Source organism: Oleiphilus sp. HI0132 (genome assembly GCF_001635845.1).
In genome coordinates this window covers 1-3,707 of the sequence record NZ_LWGJ01000058.1, presented here as the reverse complement: position 1 = coordinate 3,707, position 3,707 = coordinate 1, and the positions used below count along the sequence as shown (strand labels likewise).

At 44.7% G+C, this 3,707-nt stretch carries 5 protein-coding genes; 2 read left to right on the top strand and 3 right to left on the bottom strand.

The features are described from left to right. Nucleotides 1–336 (bottom strand): hypothetical protein (locus A3766_RS00890; protein WP_156508580.1); only part of this gene is annotated, 336 nt, incomplete at its 3' end. Between the two features lie 170 nt (nucleotides 337–506). Beyond that, on the bottom strand, nucleotides 507–1,283 hold the full coding sequence (locus tag A3766_RS00885; protein WP_068515027.1) for a tyrosine-type recombinase/integrase: 777 nt from the start codon (nucleotides 1,281–1,283) through the stop codon (nucleotides 507–509). A 210-nt stretch (nucleotides 1,284–1,493) separates the two neighbouring features. Between A3766_RS00885 and A3766_RS00880 the strand changes: the two genes are divergently transcribed. Together A3766_RS00880 and A3766_RS00875 are read left to right on the top strand one after the other, a co-directional pair. Next, nucleotides 1,494–2,189, top strand: coding sequence for a TnsA endonuclease N-terminal domain-containing protein (locus tag A3766_RS00880; RefSeq protein ID WP_068513285.1), 696 nt, complete (start codon nucleotides 1,494–1,496; stop codon nucleotides 2,187–2,189). Continuing rightward, a complete protein-coding gene (locus A3766_RS00875) occupies nucleotides 2,159–3,103 on the top strand; it encodes a hypothetical protein (protein WP_068641478.1) in 945 nt (314 codons plus the stop codon). Before A3766_RS00880 ends, A3766_RS00875 begins: the two co-directional genes overlap by 31 nt. On the opposite strand, the gene A3766_RS29380 is transcribed toward A3766_RS00875, so the two are convergent. Continuing rightward, on the bottom strand, nucleotides 3,044–3,707 hold a 664-nt coding region (locus A3766_RS29380; protein WP_231882804.1), incomplete at its 5' end, for a hypothetical protein. The two genes, A3766_RS00875 and A3766_RS29380, sit on opposite strands and share 60 nt — an antisense overlap.

Sequence of the window (3,707 nt, the reverse complement as noted above, 5' to 3'; positions counted from 1 at the left end):
TGTAACTTGTGAAAAACCTGAAATTACTGCTGAAGAGTCTACAACAGAATCCATATTTAGAACTTCCCAGAAATCACCATTTGATCCAGACCAGTCCCACTGAGTCGCTGAGCTATTAACCAGTCCAATTGAGAGCTCGTTGTCCGACAAGTTGATAAAATGACTTACTCCAAAACCATACCCACCTGTGCGCGTCTCACTCCCTGCCCCGACAACGGCTGATTGTGTGCCAAACCTGTCTTTAATATCTACCGTATCTCCAATTAATCCAGCGTTAGCTGTTGTAGAGCTGATTACTAGAATACCGGCTGCTAGACCGCATAGTAACTTAGACATAAACAATTTCCTTGTTAAATTCTGCCGACACACTTCACCGGCAATAGATTGACGTACGTAAAAAATGGACGTCCATTTAAACATCATTCACTAATGCAATCCGTGACTCATGTAGCATAAGTTTACAAAAAATTACATGATGTTAACGCTATGACTTAAGAGAGCTATTACTAGCCTAATTTGACCAAAGTAAACAAAAACCGCCAACGTCCGCTTTCAGAAAGATAAAGACACAGGTATTGGTAATTATCTAGTACACCTCTTAAAACATCATCAACATCTTCGGGAATGGCTCTTTCATATTTTTCTATTTGATGGTACTTTTTTAAGCCCAAAAGTTTTCTGATTCTAGTTTGAGGTACTCCCGAGAGCATTAGATGCACTGCAAAGCTATGTCTAAAGGTTTCAGCGGTTATATTAAAGGGGGAGCCTCCCGAACGTTCGACCAGTTTATGTATATGACGATTTACAGTATGTCGATCCACACCGAAAAGTCTTTGATTGTGTTTAATTTGGTTTCCAATAATGTAAGACTCAATACGATCTTTTAGATCCGAATCTTTAATTGAGATAGATCGAGATGAGATCATTTCTTGCTGAGCTTTTGTGGGCCTCCCAGCCCTACTATGAAGCCGCTTCAAAATAACACTTCCTGACCGTTTAAAGCTTTCACGCTTTAAACCTAGAACTTCAGAAACAGTTGCTCCAGTACTCCACATTAAATCTAACAACAACCTTCTGGGTAAATATTTTTCATTATTAAGTAGCGTCAATATCTCTGGCTTTACCAAATATCTTGGGTACTTACTATCAATGTTGAAGAGCGATGCTCTATGGTCGATTAACTCATTCCAAGTGTAAGAGCATAGGTAACCTGAAGTTTCACGGTTTTGCGCAAAAACACGGTATTCAAATAACTGCTTTGGTTTTTCAAATAAGTGTTCCATTTTTGCCTCCTAATTTTGGAGCAAGTTAAAGGTAATTATAGCCACTATTTTTAGCCAAACAGCACTCTTACTAGAACAAATAACCATTAGAAACAAAGGTATAGTAACTATGTACCAATGTATGGGTTATTGGTGCAGAAATACAGGCTATTTTTATGTGTTGTTTACCACGTAAAATAACAGTCTCTTCGGTCTACTGAGGATGTGTACATGACGCGAGAGCAGCTAAGATTAGCGCGACTTGTCACCGCTGAGAGTTTAGTGCCACAACAACATACCAACGGTCGCGCATTTCGCACGGCGGTCGAATGTCGCCTCCAAGCAATGATCAAATATCCCGGTGCCGCTGAATTTCACTCCTATGACGAGTACCTATATGCTGCCCTGCAAGAAGGCGACCCTCGCGTGGTTAGTTACATTCCTCAACCGCTAAAACTTCGGTACCGAGGCGTGCCCTATCGGCCCGATGCCTATGTATTAAAACGTGATGGTCGCTACATTATCGAACTTAAACCGCGGGGTGAATGGGATGACGAAAAGCTTGCCGCACTCAAAGCATTCTGCCAGTTACATAATCTAATCTTTGAACTTATTGCCAACGAATCAGCCCGTGAACGTGAAACGGAAGCATTAAATTGGTGGCGTATCGTTCGCGTGCTATATCGTGCGCGTCATGTAAACACCGACAACCACGAATTAAATATTCTGCTTGAGTGGCCCCTAGGCCAGACCTTCCCCTTACGTCACTGGTTACACCCTTTGGACCGTGAATCGCGCGCAATGAGTGAAGTTGCCTTATTCAGGCTACTTCATCGCGGCAAAATTCAGGGGAATTTAACCCAATGTCGACTCAGTTATGATCTGGAGTTATCCCGATGTCCCGTTGGCGACATGCCCTCGCGCTAGCGCCGCACTACTACGATTACAATAATTGGCCATTGGTTGAGGTCGATGCCTTACCGGTTTCTGTGCGAAGTACGTTCCTACGTAACCAACAAGTAGCTTGTTGCGTACTAAATGGCGACGCACTTAACCACGTAGCAGAGCGTGTCGCCTTATCCCCTGGCCGGATCACTCAGTTACTTAATCGTTGTTTTACCGAGGATCATGACGGTCAATGGCCGTTGACAAAAGCGCTAATTCCCCATCAACATCTCAAAGCAAATGAACGACTTATTGCGCTGCCAAGCGTGCTCAAACCTAGCGGTGAAAAAGGGGCGTTTCAAGCCTTGCTCAGCGAACTGCCTAGTATCGAAGTCATGATCGATGAGGCTATTGCTGCGCACTTGAAAAAAGCACGATACGCACCAACCTTATTACTTCATTCCATTTTTGGCATGTACAAACAGTGTCTGGTCGATGCACACTGGCCACACGATCGCTACCCCTATACCACAAATAAGTACGGTTACGAATCCTTACGTCGTCATATTCATAAAAAGCTCGCGAATGCGCTTCAAGCACGAGAGCGCACAGCTCGAATGAAATTTCCAGCCAGCCAGCCCCCTTTGCAGGTCATGGATCGTGTCGAAATTGATGAGCAGGTCATTGATTTCCAGGGACGGCTGACTCTCTGTTTAAATGATGAATTAATCCCTCTGCGATTAGCTCGCGCGACTTTACTAATCGCAGTAGACGTGGCCTCTTCGTGTTATCTTGGATACCACCTATCACTCACAGACCATCCTAGTGCCCTCGATCTACAGACACTACTCGATAACTGTCTGCAATCTTGGCAGCCGATGACACTCACTTCCCCCTTATTTACTTACGACACTGGGGTGCCAGTGATGTTGCCATTGATGCGCAAACAACGTTAGAGGGGAAGATCCGGCATTTCTTCCGCCTTTACTTAGTACGTTATGTTGAGTCAACACAATGCTAAGCGCTTCTTCAAACGTTTGCAGACTGATGGCAGGAGGTTTAGTTCGGTTTTTTGCATCTTCTCGCTTAGGGTCACGCGGATGCGATCCTGTCGTCGAAGGTAATTTATGACTATGGTGGCGATTAATATAATCAAAGGCACGTTCAACTTCACTCCGCGCGACAGGATGTTTCGGATGCCCAAACTCAAGGGTCGCCCCTTGATCAACGACAACAAGCTGTTCAATCGCCTTTGCGTGATGCATCCAGGCATTGTCAAGTGCAATGCGTTCGAATACAAGGGGCGATAAGTCAGGTAAGGACGATGGAAAAGTGGCACCCGGGTCGTAAGTAAATAAGGGGGAAGTGAGTGTCATCGGCTGCCAAGATTGCAGACAGTTATCGAGTAGTGTCTGTAGATCGAGGGCACTAGGATGGTCTGTGAGTGATAGGTGGTATCCAAGATAACACGAAGAGGCCACGTCTACTGCGATTAGTAAAGTCGCGCGAGCTAATCGCAGAGGGATTAATTCATCATTTAAACAGAGAGTCAGCCGTCCC

Bases quoted from the DNA above. Each gene is read 5' to 3' on its own strand.
- A3766_RS00875 (WP_068641478.1), top strand. From the start codon at position 2,159: ATGTCCCGTTGGCGACATGCCCTCGCGCTAGCGCCGCACTACTACGAT.
- A3766_RS00880 (WP_068513285.1), top strand. From the start codon at position 1,494: ATGACGCGAGAGCAGCTAAGATTAGCGCGACTTGTCACCGCTGAGAGT.
- A3766_RS00885 (WP_068515027.1), bottom strand. From the start codon at position 1,283: ATGGAACACTTATTTGAAAAACCAAAGCAGTTATTTGAATACCGTGTT.